Raw genomic sequence first — 16,351 nt, 5'->3', positions numbered from 1 at the left:
ATGACCGTAAAGATTCAATAAATCTATTGATGAAAAGGTTACTACTAACTTATGTTTGAGTTATGGGAGTGTTAAACTATTGACTATGAATGTGTTTTTGTTAACTATTTCTTTACCAGTCTTACTTTTATAGACTTGCTAATTGGTGTCTTACTTCTTTCCGCAAAATGATTGTAAGGTACTAGCACGTTCGTCTCTGGAAAATATGAAGCTAAATTACCAGATGGAATGTTATAAGGTACAACCTTAAAATTATGTGCTGTTCTAACCTTATCATCATACGTACTGGTAATATCCACTACATCTAATTTGTTAAGTCCAATCGCTTTCATGTCATTTATATTCATGAAAATTACTCGTCTTGCATTATACACGCCTCTGTACCTATCATCTAAACCGTAAATAGTAGTGTTGAACTGATCATGAGAACGAATGGTCATCATCATATACTCATCTTTTTCAAGGTCGTGATGAGGTAATCTATTGATAGAAAACTGCGCTTTGCCATTTGGTAACATACTAAAATCTAGTTCTCTTACATTGTTTGGCAAATAATATCCCGCTCCTTTAGAGCGTTCTTTCGTTTTGTTAAACCCTTTGGCTACTTGATCAATTTGTGTTCTGATCAAATCATAATCTTCACCTAAAGTTTTCCATTTCATGGGGTGGTCGTCACCAAAATAAGTATGCCCAATATTTGCTATTATTTCTGGCTCGCTCATAATTGTATCTGCGGCAGGTTTAAGAATCCCTTTAGATCTTTTAACCCTGCCCATACTATTTTCTACTGTAAAGTGTCTTGCCTTACCATCTTTTATGTCTTTTTCAGATCTGCCAATAGTAGGTAAAATTAATGCTGTCTTTCCGGTAATTAAATGTGTTCGGTTTAATTTGGTGCTAATCTGTACGGTAAGATCACAATTTTGAATTCCCTTTGCAGTGTACTCCGTATCAGATGCCGCCATTAAAAAATTACCGCCAAGGCACATAAATATTTTTGCATTGCCTTCATACATTGCTTTCATAGAACCCACAACATCTACACCCTCTTGATCTGGAGGTGTAAATCCTAAGTGTTGTTTTATACGTTCATTCATTTCTTTATCAATGAAATGTTGTATACCTACGCTTCGGTCTCCTTGTACGTTACTATGGCCGCGAACAGGGCAAGTACCTGCATTTGGTTTTCCTATCGCTCCTTTTAATAATAGAAGATTTATGTATTCTCTGATGTTTTCTACTCCATTTTTATGTTGGGTGAGTCCCATTGCCCAACATACTATAATTTTAGATTTATTTGCTAATAGCGCTACTGTTTCATTGATTCTTTCTTCAGATACTCCTGTTTGTTTTAAGAGCTCTTCTGAATCGTAATTTCTTAAATCATTGATTAAAGCATTGTAACCGTCTGTATATTTTTCTATGAAAGCATGATCAAATACATCTTTAGATTGTTGGTCTAGCGCAACTAGTTTTTTCAATATCAATTTTACTAATGGTATATCTTGGTTGATATTTACCGGCAAATGGATGTCTGCCATATCTTCACCACCACCAATCCAACCGTTAAGGTGTTGCGGATTTTTAAAATGTACCAAACCTGATTCCTCAAGCGGATTTATACTAACAACCTTACCGCCATTTTGCTTACATTTCTCTAACGCAGATAGCATTCTTGGATGATTCGTACCCGGATTTTGACCAGCAATTAAAATTACTTCTGCCTCGTAAAGATCTTCTAAAGTAGTTGAACCTTTACCAATGCCTAAAGTTTCCCCTAATGCAACACCGCTACTTTCATGGCACATGTTAGAGCAATCTGGTAAATTGTTGGTGCCTAATGCACGGGCAAACATGCCATATAAAAAAGCAGCTTCATTGCTGGATCTACCAGAGGTGTAGAAAATAGCTTCATCTGGGTTATCAAGTTTTTTTAATTCAGATGCGATTAAATCAAAAGCAGCTTGCCATGAAATAGGTTCGTAATGAACACTACCAGGTTTTAAAACCATTGGTTCTATTAAACGTCCAAATTTATTAAGTTCATAATCAGTTAACCGAGAAAGATCTTCAACTGAATTTTTTTGAAAAAAACCGGCGCCTATTTGTTCTCTAGTTGCTTCATCTCCTAAAGCTTTAGCACCATTTTCACAATATTCAGCTACGGGAGATGGATGTTCTGGATCAGGCCAAGCACAACTAGGGCAATCAAAACCGTCTTTTTGATTCATGCTAAGTAATGTACGCATGGATCTAAGTACGCCCATTTCCTTAAAAGTATGCTTTAGTGCCTCACGTACGCCTAAGTAACCTGCAGCATGTGTTACAGGTTCTTTAATTTCAATATCTAGAAATTCCTCTGATCCTCTAAACGATACGTTGCGTTCGGTTTTGTTGTCCATACTTTAAACTTAATAAATGTTAGAGTAATGGCAGTGCACATTTCTATTAAAATGTACTTTATACAGTTATAAAATTACGCTTTAGCTTAATTTAGGGTTTGGGTAGTTGTCAGATTGATCTTCAATAGTATTATCTAAACACGTAAAATCTTTCTCTAATAGCAAGTATAAATCGTTTCCTGAAGTTGTTTTTATAGTATGGTCAAATGTTATTATGTCATTTGAAAACCAAGACTTACCATTGACTTCCGGCATTTCTAAAACTATACTATCATTTTCAAACTTGATGCTTAAATTTTCTGCTTCACTCGTAAGAACTACACCGTAGCTAAATTTTGTAGTCCCAAAGTTCGTGGAGTCATAAATCTTTCCATTATTTGAAAGTGCTTGCACTTCAGTTTGTGTCAGTCGAAACCGTATGGAATCACCTTTTATTCTAATTTTCATAGCTATAAATTGAGTTCACAACAAAAATAGACCATCTCACCACATTATTTAAGTTGTTGACATCAATTTGTTTTTAGTATTTAACCTTACTACTATATTTACAATGTAATAAAAAACGAATTAAAATTTTTTCATTTTCATATAGTGTTCTCGTAAAAGAGTCCAATCTCAAAAGATTGGACTCTTTTTAGTTTAGGTCAATTTTGGGTATAAAAAAACCCGTTAAATAAAATTTAATGGGTCTTAATATATTTAAGTGAATACGCTTATTTCCAAATAGGAGCAGGGTATTTACCTGAATCAGATTTTTCTTTTAAACTGTTCATTGCTTTTTCTTTATCACTAGCGTAAGTAACGCCAAACCAATCTCCACCAGAAGGAATACACTTCACTTCAATTTCTTTAGCTTGTAACATTTCTTGTATCATAAAAGGAATGTAAAGCTCGCTATTTGCAATACGATCTTCATCTTTTAAGAATATTCTAAATTCAGATTCTATCTTATCAAAAATAGATGGTCTACAAACCCAGAAATTCATACTAGCTTGTTCGTCACCGGTAAATTCTAAGTTAGTATCCTCGTCAACGATATTATTTTCTTTCTGTACTAGTTTTAATCGTTCTTGTACAGCTATAAGATTATCACCTTTAACTTCACAAACACCTCTAGATACAGAGCCATGTTCAGATAAGGTATCTTTCAATGTATATCCTAATAATGCATAGGCATCATTATCCGATTTTATGAAGTCGGCTGCTTTTTTGTAGGCAGATTGTCCGTAAAAATCATCGGCATTAATAACAACAAAAGGTCCGTCGATAACTTTTCTTGCAGTCCAAACAGCATGTGCCGTACCCCATGGTTTTTTACGCTCACCTGTAAAAGTTACTCCATCAGGTAAATCTGTAAGTTCTTGGGCAAGAACATTTAATTTTATAGTACTAGGTATTCTTTTAGAAAGATGTTCCTCTAAAAAAGCAACGTTTTCTTTTTTTGTGATAACCACAATTTGTTCAAAGTTATTTTGGATGGCGTCATAAATGGCAAATTCCATTAAAAACTCACCGTTAGGACCTAAATCATCAAATTGTTTAAGTTTCCCATATCTACTACCGCTACCGGCAGCCATTAAAAGTAATGTCATGATTTCTGTATTTACAGGATCAAAAATAGCGAATGCTATTAAAAATTCCATCAAATATTAGATGTATCCTCATTAAAGTTGATGATAAGTTAATGTGGGTCAAGAACTTTTTATAAATTCAAAGTTCATAATCATCGCACATAATGACAACAAGAAGAAATTTTATCAGAAATACATCTATAGCAGGTTTAGGTTTAGTTGCAGTACCTGGTTTTGCCAATAACAGTTTTAGTGCTGTAGATAAACTAAATGTAGGTTTAATCGGTGTAGGCTTAAGAGGAACTAATCATTTACAGAACTTACTGTTGCGAAAAGATGTGAATGTGACTGCTATTTGCGATGTGGACGATAATAGAATTGCCATGGCGAAAAAACATATTGCCGACGCTAAAGGTAAAGCGCCTAAGGTATTTGGGACCAATGATTTAGATTATAAGAATCTACTGGCACTACAAGACGTAGATGCAGTTATTATTGCCACTCCTTGGTTATGGCATACACGTATGGCAGTTGATGCTATGGAAGCTGGTAAATATGCAGGAGTAGAGGTTTCTGCATCTAATACTTTAGAAGAATGTTGGGATTTAGTGAATACCCATGAGCGTACCGGTACGCATATGATGATATTGGAGAACGTAAATTACCGTAGAGATGTACTTGCTGTACTTAATATGATAAAGCAAAATGTTTTTGGTGAAATGGTACATTATAGATGTGGGTATCAGCATGATCTAAGACATGTAAAATTTAATGATGGTAAAACGGCTTATGGTAAGGGCGTAGAATTTGGTGAAAAAGGAATTTCGGAATCTAAATGGCGTACCGAGCATTCGGTAAAACGTAATGCAGATGTATACCCAACGCATGGTTTGGGACCTATTGCCGTGATGGCAGATGTAAATCGCGGTAATCGTTTTGTGTCAATGACATCTCATGCATCTAAAGGTATTGGCTTACATAATTATATTGTAAAGGAAGGCGGGGAACAGCACCCTAATGCAAAAGTGAAGTTTAAGCAGGGCGATGTAATTACCTCTACTATTGATACCGCCAACGGAGAAACTATAATTATTACTCATGATTGCAATTTACCAAGACCTTATTCCTTAGGATTTCGTGCGCAAGGTGCAAATGGACTCTGGGAGGTAGACGGTAGTCGAATTTATGTGGAAGGAAAATCCGAGCCACATAAATGGGACGAAGCACAATCTTGGTTAGATACCTATGATCACCCATTATGGAAAAAATATGGTGAGTATGCCTTAAATGCCGGTCATGGGGGAATGGACTTTTTTGTACTGAACTCTTTTGTAGAATCTGCAAAGCAAAATATCGCACCACCATTGGATGCTTATGATGCTGCGGCATGGAGTGCGGTCACACCACTTTCAGAGCTTTCTATTGCCAATAACGGTGAGCCCCAAGACTTTCCCGATTTCACTCGCGGTCTTTGGATGAAAAGAACACCTTATCAATGGATGAAAGAAATGTATTAGAATTTAGCTTGCTTTGGCTTCGTTCAAAGTTTTCTCATCTTCATAGTTGCCTTTAGCAATGGTCATTTTAGATTTTCTTTTCAATAGTTTGCTAGTAATTTTACGTTCTCTGTCTGCTCTAAAACTGGTGGTTTTGAAAATATCTGGGGCAAAGGAAATCGCTAAAATAATTAAGCCTAAAGCAAGTAACGTAATCGGATTTATAAAGTAATCGCTAAAAGAGAATATACCTATAATTAGTAGTGTTGAAAATGGTAGAGAACATGCTAAGATGTTTAAACCGAAGTTAACATCAAAAGTAGGATTCGGTTGTTCGTCATTGTCTTCCATTGACTGTATAGCGCTCATATGGGCAAATGGCCAGAAACTACATGCGCTTTGAGGAAATACAACCAATAATAAAATCATAGCCGGAGTTAAAGCGGGTATGGCATATGCAAAAAGTCCACTAAGTAAAAATGCAAGTCCCATTCTTCGAAACAACATAGAAATTATCAATTTAAACTCTCCTTTATTGATTCTAACCGCCATACCAATAAATAGCAGTACTAACGGAGTCATTAAATCTTTAATGCTCAAAGCTGTATTTTGAAAGAATGTAGGTAGAGATGAAAGATTCAATCCAAAGCCCAACATAACTAAACCTACTACTATGACGATGTTTATAGGTTCATTGATGAGAGAAATAAACAGCCCTTTTAATTTGGCAGAAGATGATTCTTGTTTCTCCACAACTGCGTTTTTTCGATACCAGTGCATGGCTAGCATGTAAAGAAGTATCAGAACAAAAATTTTATTTCCAATATCTGCAAGTGCAGCCAATGCTAAGGTATCGTCACCTAAGTATGCTACAATAAATGGAAAGCATGAAAGACCAGGTGCAGTAGATGGTAAAAGCATCATCAAGGTCCGTTTTTTACTTTTCTCTTCTTTATGTAATGATGCCGCCAAAAAATATTTAGTAGCCAATAACATGAGAAGGTTAAAAGTTAAAGCTGCTAATGGAAAAACTAATAGGGTGCCATTCAGCTCTATTTTTAAGAGGGCTACGAAAATAGTCGCTGGTAAAGCCACACTTAAAATAAGAACTTTTACTCCTTTTAAATCTTGTTTTGCTACCTTCTTTTGTAAAAGCACGCCAAGACCAATGATCAATATTAATTCGAGGGTTTTTTGTAGTGCAAAATTCATTTTTCGAGTGTTTTGGTTTGAGTAGATAGATGAATTATGAATAGTCCGAAGGAGTTGAATTCAGGTTTTTTGTGTCAAGGCAATTATCCTTTCTTCCAACTCCTGGACTAATTCAAACTTAAACTAGCACTTTTTCAAGGGCAGCTGTAAACAACTTCATTTCATCCATAGTACCCATGCTCACACGGCACCAGTTTTTACCGTAGATTTCAAAAGCTCTTACACCAACACCTTCGGCGGTCATTTTTTCTAAGAAAGGTTTACCGTCCATTTCTATTGGGAATATTATAAAGCTTGTAGATGAAGGCACATATTCAAAACCTAATCTATTAAGGTTTTCATATACATATTCTCTACATTCCTTATTCAGTTTTCTCGATTTATCTTTAAAGGCTACATCTTCCATACTGGCCATTGCAGCATAAACAGATGGTAATGAAATACCCATACCGCCACGCGTAATTTTTTGAATAATATCTAATGTTTCAGGTTGTGCAACTACATAACCAACTCGTAAACCTGCCATTCCCTGAATTTTAGAAAAAGTACGTGCAATGATTACATTTTTACCCTCATTGATAAGTGAAACCATACTTTTTTTAGCAGCATCATCTAAAAAACCTAAGTATGCCTCATCAACAAAAATTGGAGTCTTTTCTGATACACGAGAACAAAAATCTACCAGTTCTGCGTGGTCGGTCATGCTACCTGTTGGGTTATTAGGGTTACAGATATAAACCAATTTTGTATCATCATCTACAGCAGCTTCCATTGCTGCTAAATCATGAGACCAGTCTTTTTTCAGCGGAATAGGTTTCCATGTTGCGCCAGTAGCTTCTGCAACTTTGATTAATGACATATACGCTGGATCTGCAGAAACTATATTCCCTCCATTTTGAAAGAAAACCATGGCTGTTTTTTCCAATAGATCAGATGACCCAGGACCCATCATAATATTCTCTTGTTTAACACCTTCTTCTACAGCAATCTTATCCATTAATTGATACAACTCTTTCCAAGCATATCGGTTTCCTTTTGGTGCATATTCTTGCATGGCAGAAACAGCCATAGGTGAAGGACCGTACGGATTCTCGTTTGCATTTAATTTTGCTGCAAGTTCTAGAGGTTGCGTTGGTGCATATGGTAAATACTCTTTGAAAAACGGAGTGTACGGTATGTTTCCTTTTGCATCTAAAGCAATAGGTTGCGAGGGGAAAGCCCCGTAGGTCAAATAAGGTGCTGCCATTACACCTGCTGCTGTGAGAACGCCTCTTTTAAGCCAATCTCTTCTGTTTACATTTGTTTTCATATTGTGCTATGTTTAAGTTAAAAAATCTCTAATTCGTTTCAACAGGATCTGCATTGATTCCTAAATCTCCAGTAGCAACTATTGTATCATCACTAGGGCTAAGGCTAATGCTTACATGGGCATCTAGCGTCATAATAGAATCATAGAAATCGGTATCTGTTATGACAAAAAATTTATTGGTCATAAACTCACCCGTACTTCCACTTACATCGTCTAATGCTATAATAGTAGTGCTACCCATATCGGCTGCGCCATCTACTATTAATGCAGGGTGCATTTCACCATCAATTGTATTGTATAATGATAACTGGACCAAGGTTTGATCTAAGGTTGTTTCGTAAAAAACAATTCTTCCATACACATTAGAACCCATGGGGTCTGTTGACATAACGCTATACGCTATGTAGTTATCTAAAGTTCCTCCACCTTCGGCAGTTGTAAGTACTGGATCTAAACGCTCTTGCTCACAAGAGATCAACAAGCCAAAAATCATTGTTAATAATAGTATGTTATTTATATATTGTCTCATAATTTTATTTTTAACGGTTTAACTAGTTGATTATAGGCTAAATGTTAGTCTGCCAAAATAATATGAACCTGCTGAACCTTGCTGATACTGAGAGTAAAGGTTAAAGGTGCGTAGCTCATATCTTATAATTTCTGGATACTCATTGAAGATGTTGTTACCACCTACAGTTAAACTAATCGCATCAGAAAATTTATAAGTAAGTCCTATATCCGTTGTAAATTCTGGTGTAAAATATTGATCGGCGTAATCTGTTGTGCCGTCTAAAAGAGTTCTGGTTCTGCTATCTCTTGTTTGTACAGATCCGTAACGTGTACCTCTTAACATTGCAGAGAACTTACCTACAGAGTAGTTCAACGTACCGATAACTTTTGAACTTGGTGTACCTGTTTCAAATTGTCCAATAAGAGAACGGCTAACATAAAGGTCTACCAATTCATCATCTGTAAGTGTGGTGTTCAAATCTGGCACATTAGCACCTTCAAATTTATTTTCTCTAAAAGTACCTGCAAGTACTAAACCTAGTTTACCAGCACCAAGAATAGTGTTATAGTTAACTACTGCCTCAATACCCTGGGTACTAACATCGCCACCGTTAATTCTAAAACTAGCTAAACCACTACCAATAATAGGTTCTAGCACAGGTGCACTAGCAGAATCAAATTCACCGGTTTCAAAAATTCTGTCTAAAATGTCAATTTTATAGGCATCTAATGTAATATCAAATTTTCCAATTTTCGTAGTAAATCCAAGACTTACGTTTCTTGATCTTTCTTCTGTTAATTGACCTATTCCTAATGCTTTTGCTGCAGAACTACTATTAGGATAAAGGGTACCGTCAAAAGGAGTTAGACCTAAGAAGAACGTGTAGCTATGAGAGTAATTTAATTCTTGTAAAGAAGGAGCTCTAAAACCACTACTGTATGAACCTCTAATAGCAAAATTTTCTCCAATTTTATAACGACCCGATATTTTACCTGTCATTACATTACCAAAATCTGAATAGTTTTCTACACGTACAGCTCCAGATAATAATAGATTCTCATTAACATCTAATTCCATATCCAAATATGCAGCCATTACAGATCTCCAACTATCACTCTCGTTTTCAGGTGCAAAACCTCTAAAACACTGACAGTTCAATGCATAATTTTTAACCAATAACTGGCTTACACCTGCATATTCTAAAATTTGTGGGGCACCACTATCATCTGCATATGGGTTTCCGCCAAGGTCTTCTAAAGGAAATCCGTCAGGACCAACCAAGGCTTGATTGTCTTCTGTAGCGGTTACTACACCGTAAGTGCCAGATGTCCAGCTTTCTTCTTGTCCTGCTTCAATAGCATAGTTTTCAAATCTAAGTTCTCCACCAAATGCAACATTTAATCCAGATAAGATATCCTCATAGAAATGCGATGCATCTAAGTTGATCGTATTTTGTAAAAAGCTATGCGTACCCAAGTTCATGTCTGTAGGTGAACTTGGACCGATACTAGCGTTCCACGTATTGAACATACCAAATTTTGCGGAATTATTACCGAAGGTGTTACTTAGGTCAAATTCGTAATCTCCTAATATACCTGTTATACCGGTTGCAAGAGAAATATTGTATTGGTCATTATATATTTGTGGTCTAAATCCGTTAGGGTATAAATCAAAACTTGCTCTATCAGATTGTGCCGCTCTCCTGTAAAAACAGCTATAAGCATCTGAATATTGATAACCTACATCGCCAAAAGCATAAAAGCTTGCGGTATCTGAAAACGGAGTTTCTAAGTTAAATGCGAAACTCATATTTGTTTTTGCCGGTAGGCCAGAATACGTAGCTACATCTATTTGTTCAATATCTCTAGCGTCCATTAAACCTCTAACGGTTTGTAAAGAAGCTATAGATGCAGCATCGCCCGCAGCTTGTGCGGCAATTAGTTCTGGGTTTGTAATTATTGGCAAACCTTGTGTTGTTGTTCTGCCATTAGATAGGTACAGGTCATCATAAAGTGGTGCTCTGTCGATACCTAATACTGTTGGTCTAACAGTACGTTCAGATTGTGCTACCATTATTGAAGCATTGAAATAGCCTCCGTTCTCAAAACCGATACCGTAATTACCATCAAATTGAAAATTCTCACCATCCCAACCATCTAAAGAACGTGTTAGTTCGCGCTCACCATCTGTTAGGTCAGATTCGTCATAATTGGGTTTGTTCGTGTAAGCACCAGCGGTTAAACTACCAGTAAACTCACCAGTACCTTTTTTCATTACCATATTTATTACCCCTGCAATGGCATCTGAACCATATTGTGCAGAAGCGCCATCTCGTAATATTTCAACACGTTCTACTCCAACAGATGGAATAAAACGCATATCTACACCAGGACCAGGTGTTCCTGTTTGATTACCTGCGAGTATTGCCGAAGCATGTCTTCTTTTTCCATTAACAAGTACAAGCATTTGACTTGCTGCCAAACCTCTTAAACTTGGTTGGCTTACAAAGGAGGATAAATCACCACCACCACTGGTAAATGCGGTAAATGATGGTGCTGCTGCAGCTAACATTTGTGAAATGTCTTGCTGTGGCATGTTGATAGCATCTTGTGCTATATTAATAACGTCTACAGGTACAGGAGTGTCAAGTTTTGTGCGTCCTTGTCTTCTTGACCCCACTACCACTGTCTCTGTCAATTGTTGAGCAGATTCTACCAGTGTAGCGTTTATTGTTGTTTTACTATTAACTGGAATTTCTAATTTGGCATACCCTATAAAGGAGTACACTAAAATGGCGTCACTATCTGCAGTAATGGAATAAAGACCGTCAAAATCTGTAATGACACCTTTTGTGGTTCCTTTGACCAAAACGTTAACACCGGGTAATGGGCCTTGAGCATCTGATACTTTACCGTTAATTGTAATTTCCTGTGCTTGTGCTACGAATAGTGTACATAGTAACAAGAAGGTTAATGTTAGAATTTTCTTCATAATCATGTGAGTTTAGTTGTTGCTCAATAGTATGCCTACCTAAAAAGCGTTTCTGTGGTTAGCAGAAATACTAATGGGGGAATACATTATGCGTAAAAGAAAAGTTCCGGACACTTTACAGGTCAATAAATCAGGTTATTAAGTGATTATATGACTTAGACAATATTATAAAATGTTAAAGAAATATAAAAACTTCATACTTGGCTAAGTGTCTGTAATAAAGTATGTTGTGAAGTCTTATTTTAAAAAATAGTTAGGTTTTTTTAAAAAATCTATTGATAATGCAGCTTTTTGTATATACAGGGTTCATAAAGTGTCAAATTTATATTATTGCCTAAAAAAGTGCTTTTTATTCTTTTGTCAATTTGATTAGGGAATAATAAGTAATACCTCATTTTTTGGTCTTTTTATTGTCATATTTTTGCTAAAAAAACTATAACTATAAATTAAATTTGTTAAAACAGGCTAAAACCTTATAATAGTTCAATGATAGTTGAATTTTTATGCAGTTAATGATTTTAAACTTTTAAAACAGATGAGGAATAAATTAGACCAAGTTGATTTTAATATTTTAAATATTTTGGCAGAAAATGCACAGACACCTTATACTGATGTTGCCAAAAAATTGATAGTTTCTCCAGGTACGGTGCATATGCGAATGCGTAAGATGAGAGAAATGGGCTTAATAACTGGTGCAACCCTAAGTCTGAACTATGCTAAAATGGGATGGAAGATGACCATATTCCTTGGTATATTTCTAAGTGAAATAAGTATGTTTAAAAAGGTAATGGAGCAATTAAATGATATAGAAGAGGTGGTGAAAATACACCACGTAACCGGCAAATACGACATTTTCATCAAAATGCATGCAAGAGATAGTTTCCATTATAAACAAGTTTATCAAGATGATATACTTGGCATTGCTGGTATACGTGGTATAGAATCATTTATTTCAATAGAAGAGAATTTAGAAAGACATATTCAATTCGTTGAAGTAGAAGAAAAATAAATTATAACAATTTCATTTCGGTTGGGTTCCAATCAACTGGCTGTTTTCTAGAGTAACTTTCATTTGCCAATAATGCAGCTCCGGCAGCTCTAAGACCAAATTTTGGGTCTTGTATTACTTTACCGTTTGTTCTTATGCTGGTAAAGAAATTATAAAAATGATCATAATGTGCTCCCTTATAATCTCTTGGTGCTTGCCAAGTAGTTGTACCAGTGGCTAAATTGCTTGATCTGGTATCTAGTTTTTTAGAGGCGTATTCTTTTTTTATTTGTGCTTGCATGTCTTCAGTAAAGGAAATTAAAGAATACCCACTTGGTTCCATACCCAGCTTTGAGCGTTTAACAGTAACTGAATTTTGACCTATTTCCATTTCACCTTCGGTGCCAATTAGTTTAAAGCCACCACCACCGCCACTACCTGCAATGAAGTTAATACGAAAAGCAGCGTTAAAAGGCGCATGTGTTTCTGTTTTTGGATAATCATAAAGGGTAATAGATACATCCGGCACATCTCTACCATCTTTCCAATAACGGAGGCCGCCAGTCGCCAAAGCTCTATTAGGTCCATCAGAACTTATTACATAGTTTAATGTAGAAAATGCATGAACAAATAAATCACCCGCAACACCGGTACCGTAATCTTGATAGTTTCTCCATCTAAAAAAACGATTGTTGTCATAAGCTACTTTTGGTGCACTACCCAAAAATGTATCGAAATCTACTGTTTCTGCATCCGCATCTGTAGGTATTGGATATTGCCAAGCTCCTTCAGATGAGTATCTATCATTGTACATATCTAGCATAACAATATCACCAATTGCTCCATCTTCATACAATTCTTTTGCCTTTTCATTACCTAAAGAAGACATTCCTTGGCTACCTATTTGACAAATTTTGCCAGAACTTTTTTGTGCTTTTATAATTTCTTGTCCTTCATTAAAATTTTGTACCATTGGTTTCTCACAATATACATGCTTACCCGCTTTTAAAGCGGCAACGGTAATAGTTTGGTGCCAATGGTCTGGTGTAGCAATTAAAACAGCATCAATATCTTTTCTATTTAGAATTTCGCGATAATCTCGTGTCACGAAAATATTTTGTCCCCATAGCTCTTTTGCACGTTCAAGTCTTCCTGTATATAAATCGCATGCGGCAACTATTTTAACGCCATCAACCTGTAATGCAGATTGCGTGTCGTATATGCCTTGAATACCTGTACCTATTAAGGCAATGTTGATTTGGGCATTATTTGAATAGTGCTCAAAAGAATAATTTCTATTTAATATTTGAATTTTATTTGTAGCGGCAGCCAGTAAAAATGGTGATGTACTTATTGCAGCTGAGGTAAGCGAAGCGCGTTTTATAAACGATCTTCTCGTATTTTTTTTATTCATGTTTTGGTTTGAGTTGAAATTAGTTGTTGTTAGCTACTAAAAATACCAAATTATTATGGTGCATAAGGTAGCCTAAACGTGATTATCGGGTAATGTCACAATTTCTAGATAACATATATATTAAAATGAAGTCGTTGGTCTTTATTATTGACCAATGAGCAATATTTATGATTTAAATGGCATATTTTTTTTTAGATCAACGTAATTTTGCATTCGCTTAAAAAAGAGATTTGTTGAAAGATTTACTTATAGCAGCACTTTGGAGCATCTCCCCATTAGGAGAGGCTAAGGTGGGTATACCTTATGGTCTTCTTCACGGGGCAAATATTTATATGGTCTTCGTAGTATGTTTTTTAGCTAACGTTATGGTTTTTCCTATCATGATGTTTTTTTTGAACACCGTTAATAGATCGTTGCTTAAGTGGCATTTTTATAAAAAGAATGCACTTTTTGTAGCAAGAAGAGCAAAAACAGGCTCTGGCGATAAGATAAAAAAATATGGTTTTTATGGACTCATATTTTTTGTAATGCTGCCTGTACCTGGTACTGGTGTATACGCGGGTAGTATTGCTAGTTATCTTTTTAAGTTTGATAGAAAAAAAGCATTCTTGGCTAATACTATAGGTATATTTTTATCATCTTTAATTGTTTGGGCCACTACTTTATTGACCATGAAGGGTATGGCTTAAACCAATAAGGTCTTTTGATTTTATCTTTACATTTTGTGAATAACTAAACCTTGTAATAATTCCATTACCAAGCTTAGCCCTTTAAATTTGCAGCTTTTTTAAGCTATGGATACCCTAAAGATTGGTGATAAATTATATAATGTTGAACAGGATGGATTTAACGATTTTGCAAGATATTCCTTTTCAGAAGTAGTACGACTTACCGAAACTTTGGCGGTATTAAAAAATGGAGTTAGGCTTATTAATAGACCTAAACAATCATACATAATGGAAGATGTTGGCTATTCTGTTTCTCGTAACAAAGGTTCGCATTGGCATATTGTTTCTTTAAAAGCTATTAGAAATGCACAGATTGAAAACGAAAAAATTAAGGTGCATGATTGGTTCGAATCAAAGCAATTTACTTTTAAAGAGAAGCAATATATTTATAATCTTTTTAAAGCAGATGAGACCCAGTAAAATTCAGAGGCAGCTTAAGTTGTTATAAGAAATGAACAGACCGTTTTTTTATTAAAAAACCTTTATTACCTTTGCAAGGTTGTGTTGTGTCTCAAAGTATATTTGAGGCAATTGTGTTTATCGGATTACACCGATAGAACCCAATGAAAGGCTTTCCATTAAGGGAGGCTTTTTTTGTTTTTACCCTATAGTCTATGAATGATGTAATGTATTAAAGAGGCTGCTAGTTTTGCGGTTTGGTCATCAATATCATAGGCAGGGTTAAGTTCCACTATATCTACACCTAACAATTTGCCAGAATCGATGATTAGTTTTAGACTTTCTAATACCACATCTGGTGCAAATCCCATAGGTGATGCTGCGCTAACTCCGGGTGCAAATGCCGAAGAAAAACCATCTAAATCTATTGTTGTGTAAACATAGTCTACATCTTCCATAAATTGAATGAGCCGTAGTTGAACGTGCTCTAAATAATTTATACCAAAATGTTTTTGCAGAAGATAATTCACTTTGTGCTTTTCTGCAAACTCGAATAAATCTTTGGTATTGGCATCTTTTCGGATACCAAGCGCCATATATTTTATAGCCTCATTTTTGGCTTCATGTTCCAGTGCAATTTGATAAAATGGTGTACCTGAATTATTCCCATTGGTATTTGCCCTAAGATCAAAATGGGCGTCGAAATTGATAATACCTAGTTTTTCGCCATTTTTTAAATGTTTGGCTAATCCGTTATAATGACCATAGGCAAGATCATGACTACCTCCTAGTATAATAGGCATTGTGTCACTTTCTAATAAAAATGAAACAGCCTTAGCTAAATCATTTTGTAATTTTTCTAAATCTTGATTTTCACATTCTAAATTTCCAAAATCTACTAATTGGGCTACTTCGCTAAGATGGTTAGACATTTTACCTAATTCTTTACGAATAGCGTCAGGACCCATAGCTGCACCAACCCTGCCTAAATTTCTCTTTACACCTTCGTCACTGCTATAGCCTAATAAAGCAATGGTCTTCGTATTTGTAGCTGTAAAAGACTCTTTAATGCTTGAAAATTGTACTTTCTCGTGCAGATAGTGTTGCTGATTAGAAGAACGTCCTTTCCAATTTGCTTTATCCGCTAACTTATAGTTTGACATATAATCCTAAATTTAATGAATTATAAAATCTTGAATTTCTTGAAATTCGGGGGAACCTTAAGATTTTACATTTTCTGACAACAGAACTGTAAAGTAATACTAATCTTACATTTTTAAAATATTAAAAAGTAATTAAGCTAATTTTTATAGCAATAAAGCAATCACAA

13 protein-coding genes are annotated in these 16,351 nt (G+C 35.4%); 4 read left to right on the top strand and 9 right to left on the bottom strand.

What is annotated here, in order from left to right; all coding sequences use genetic code 11:
* Positions 1–104 precede the first annotated feature (104 nt).
* From P178_RS0104450 to P178_RS0104440, 3 genes are all read right to left on the bottom strand, one after another.
* Positions 105–2,402, bottom strand: a complete 2,298-nt coding sequence (locus tag P178_RS0104450) for an FdhF/YdeP family oxidoreductase (protein WP_027065087.1) — start codon at positions 2,400–2,402, stop codon at positions 105–107.
* Between the two features lie 81 nt (positions 2,403–2,483).
* On the bottom strand, positions 2,484–2,849 hold the full coding sequence (locus P178_RS0104445) for a DUF7009 family protein (RefSeq protein ID WP_027065086.1): 366 nt from the start codon (positions 2,847–2,849) through the stop codon (positions 2,484–2,486).
* A gap of 266 nt (positions 2,850–3,115) precedes the next feature.
* Positions 3,116–4,045: an NDP-sugar synthase gene (locus P178_RS0104440; RefSeq protein ID WP_231500500.1), complete on the bottom strand. Its 930-nt coding sequence runs from the start codon at positions 4,043–4,045 to the stop codon at positions 3,116–3,118.
* Between the two features lie 92 nt (positions 4,046–4,137).
* On the opposite strand from P178_RS0104440, the gene P178_RS0104435 reads away from it, so the two are divergent.
* Entirely contained in the window at positions 4,138–5,490 is a 1,353-nt protein-coding gene (locus tag P178_RS0104435) for a Gfo/Idh/MocA family protein (RefSeq protein WP_027065084.1), read from the top strand.
* Between the two features lie 3 nt (positions 5,491–5,493).
* Here P178_RS0104435 and P178_RS21435 read toward each other — a convergent pair whose 3' ends face one another.
* The 4 genes from P178_RS21435 to P178_RS0104415 all read right to left on the bottom strand — a co-directional run bounded on the left by P178_RS21435 (position 5,494) and on the right by P178_RS0104415 (position 11,492).
* A complete protein-coding gene (locus tag P178_RS21435) occupies positions 5,494–6,681 on the bottom strand; it encodes an AEC family transporter (RefSeq protein ID WP_197026779.1) in 1,188 nt (395 codons plus the stop codon).
* A gap of 118 nt (positions 6,682–6,799) precedes the next feature.
* Positions 6,800–7,990, bottom strand: a complete 1,191-nt coding sequence (locus P178_RS0104425; protein ID WP_027065083.1) for a pyridoxal phosphate-dependent aminotransferase — start codon at positions 7,988–7,990, stop codon at positions 6,800–6,802.
* Between the two features lie 28 nt (positions 7,991–8,018).
* A complete protein-coding gene (locus P178_RS0104420) occupies positions 8,019–8,519 on the bottom strand; it encodes a hypothetical protein (protein WP_155941576.1) in 501 nt (166 codons plus the stop codon).
* Positions 8,520–8,549: 30 nt separating this feature from the next.
* Positions 8,550–11,492 (bottom strand): TonB-dependent receptor, encoded by a 2,943-nt coding sequence (locus P178_RS0104415; RefSeq protein WP_197026778.1) that lies wholly within the window; start codon positions 11,490–11,492, stop codon positions 8,550–8,552.
* Positions 11,493–12,027: 535 nt separating this feature from the next.
* Here P178_RS0104415 and P178_RS0104410 point away from each other — a divergent pair.
* A complete protein-coding gene (locus P178_RS0104410; protein ID WP_027065080.1) occupies positions 12,028–12,501 on the top strand; it encodes an Lrp/AsnC family transcriptional regulator in 474 nt (157 codons plus the stop codon).
* Between the two features lies 1 nt (position 12,502).
* On the opposite strand, the gene P178_RS0104405 is transcribed toward P178_RS0104410, so the two are convergent.
* Complete coding sequence (locus P178_RS0104405) at positions 12,503–13,894, bottom strand: Gfo/Idh/MocA family protein (protein ID WP_027065079.1); 1,392 nt, start codon at positions 13,892–13,894, stop codon at positions 12,503–12,505.
* A 230-nt stretch (positions 13,895–14,124) separates the two neighbouring features.
* On the opposite strand from P178_RS0104405, the gene P178_RS0104400 reads away from it, so the two are divergent.
* Together P178_RS0104400 and P178_RS0104395 are read left to right on the top strand one after the other, a co-directional pair.
* Complete coding sequence (locus P178_RS0104400; RefSeq protein ID WP_027065078.1) at positions 14,125–14,583, top strand: COG2426 family protein; 459 nt, start codon at positions 14,125–14,127, stop codon at positions 14,581–14,583.
* 105 nt (positions 14,584–14,688) lie between these two features.
* Positions 14,689–15,042, top strand: coding sequence for a hypothetical protein (locus tag P178_RS0104395; protein WP_027065077.1), 354 nt, complete (start codon positions 14,689–14,691; stop codon positions 15,040–15,042).
* A 185-nt stretch (positions 15,043–15,227) separates the two neighbouring features.
* On the opposite strand, the gene hutG is transcribed toward P178_RS0104395, so the two are convergent.
* The gene (gene hutG / locus P178_RS0104390; RefSeq protein WP_027065076.1) at positions 15,228–16,184 is read right to left on the bottom strand and encodes a formimidoylglutamase; all 957 of its coding nucleotides are present in this window, start codon (positions 16,182–16,184) and stop codon (positions 15,228–15,230) included.
* Positions 16,185–16,351: the final 167 nt, after the last annotated feature.

This window comes from Maribacter sp. Hel_I_7, from assembly GCF_000688315.1.
GTDB lineage: Bacteria > Bacteroidota > Bacteroidia > Flavobacteriales > Flavobacteriaceae > Maribacter > Maribacter stanieri.
The sequence above is the reverse complement of the archived record's forward strand: the minus strand, read 5'-3'. Positions and strand labels throughout refer to the sequence as shown.

What these genes read in the sequence shown, in the direction of transcription:
- P178_RS0104450 (WP_027065087.1), bottom strand. Translation starts at nt 2,402, where the DNA reads ATGGACAACAAAACCGAACGCAACGTATCGTTTAGAGGATCAGAGGAA.
- P178_RS0104445 (WP_027065086.1), bottom strand. Translation starts at nt 2,849, where the DNA reads ATGAAAATTAGAATAAAAGGTGATTCCATACGGTTTCGACTGACACAA.
- P178_RS0104440 (WP_231500500.1), bottom strand. Translation starts at nt 4,045, where the DNA reads ATGGAATTTTTAATAGCATTCGCTATTTTTGATCCTGTAAATACAGAA.
- P178_RS0104435 (WP_027065084.1), top strand. Translation starts at nt 4,138, where the DNA reads ATGACAACAAGAAGAAATTTTATCAGAAATACATCTATAGCAGGTTTA.
- P178_RS21435 (WP_197026779.1), bottom strand. Translation starts at nt 6,681, where the DNA reads ATGAATTTTGCACTACAAAAAACCCTCGAATTAATATTGATCATTGGT.
- P178_RS0104425 (WP_027065083.1), bottom strand. Translation starts at nt 7,990, where the DNA reads ATGAAAACAAATGTAAACAGAAGAGATTGGCTTAAAAGAGGCGTTCTC.
- P178_RS0104420 (WP_155941576.1), bottom strand. Translation starts at nt 8,519, where the DNA reads ATGAGACAATATATAAATAACATACTATTATTAACAATGATTTTTGGC.
- P178_RS0104415 (WP_197026778.1), bottom strand. Translation starts at nt 11,492, where the DNA reads ATGAAGAAAATTCTAACATTAACCTTCTTGTTACTATGTACACTATTC.
- P178_RS0104410 (WP_027065080.1), top strand. Translation starts at nt 12,028, where the DNA reads ATGAGGAATAAATTAGACCAAGTTGATTTTAATATTTTAAATATTTTG.
- P178_RS0104405 (WP_027065079.1), bottom strand. Translation starts at nt 13,894, where the DNA reads ATGAATAAAAAAAATACGAGAAGATCGTTTATAAAACGCGCTTCGCTT.
- P178_RS0104395 (WP_027065077.1), top strand. Translation starts at nt 14,689, where the DNA reads ATGGATACCCTAAAGATTGGTGATAAATTATATAATGTTGAACAGGAT.
- hutG (WP_027065076.1), bottom strand. Translation starts at nt 16,184, where the DNA reads ATGTCAAACTATAAGTTAGCGGATAAAGCAAATTGGAAAGGACGTTCT.